The 837-nt window shown below is 78.1% G+C and carries 1 protein-coding gene; it reads right to left on the bottom strand.

Annotation, left to right across the window (positions count from 1 at the left end; genetic code table 11):
• Positions 1–837: tetratricopeptide repeat protein (locus B7767_RS40595; RefSeq protein WP_143652938.1), on the bottom strand; the 837-nt coding region annotated here is incomplete at both ends.

The raw sequence follows: 837 nt of genomic DNA, 5'->3' as shown, positions 1-837 counted from the left end.
AGCACCGTCGCCAGCCGGTACGCCGCCTCCGCGCTCCCCCCGCCCGCCGCGCACCGCAGGAACCGCTCCGCCTCGCCCTCCTCGCCCTCCCGCAGCCGCGCCATCCCGACCTGGAGCGCCGCCTCCATGTGCCCGGCGGCCGCCGCCCGCTCGTACCAGCGCAGCGCGGACCGCTCATCGCCCCGGCCCGCGTGCAGGATGCCGAGGTTGAAGGCGGCGTCCACGCTGCCGGTCTCCGCGGCCTTGGAGAACCACGGCTCCGCGCCGGTCTCGTCCCCGGCCCGCAGCAGCAGGATCGCCAGCGCGTTCGCCGCCTCGCGGTGACCGGCGTACGCGGCCCGGCGGTACCACTGCTCGGCCGGGGCGGTCCGGCCCTGGTCGGCGCAGAGCAGCCCGAGGTTGTACGCGCCGTTGATGTCGCCGGCGTCCATCGCGGCCCGGTACCAGCGCTCGGCGGTCTGGGTCTCGCCCCGCTCGGCGTGCAGCGCGCCCAGCGCGTTGGCGGCGTTGCCGTCGCCGTCCTGCGCGGCCCTCAGCCACCACACGGCGGCGTTCTCGGTGTCCCCGGCGTCGCGCAGCAGGAAGCCGAGCGCGCAGGCGGCCCGGGTCTCGCCGTCCTTGGCGGAGGTCAGGTACCAGCGGCCGGCCTCCTTGAGCTCGCCGCGCCGCTCCAGGATCGCCCCGAGGTGCAGCGCGGCCCGGCGGTGTCCCCGCGCGGCGGCCTGCCGGTACCACTGCTCGGCCTCCCGCATCAGCGCGGCGGCGCCGTCGTCGCTCCTCCGCGCGGCCTCACGGTCCAGCGCGCGGGCCAGCCGGTACGCGCCTTCCCGGTGCCCA

Source organism: Streptomyces sp. 13-12-16, assembly GCF_002114215.1.
Lineage (GTDB): Bacteria > Actinomycetota > Actinomycetes > Streptomycetales > Streptomycetaceae > Streptomyces.
The sequence above is the reverse complement of the archived record's forward strand: the minus strand, read 5'-3'. Positions and strand labels throughout refer to the sequence as shown.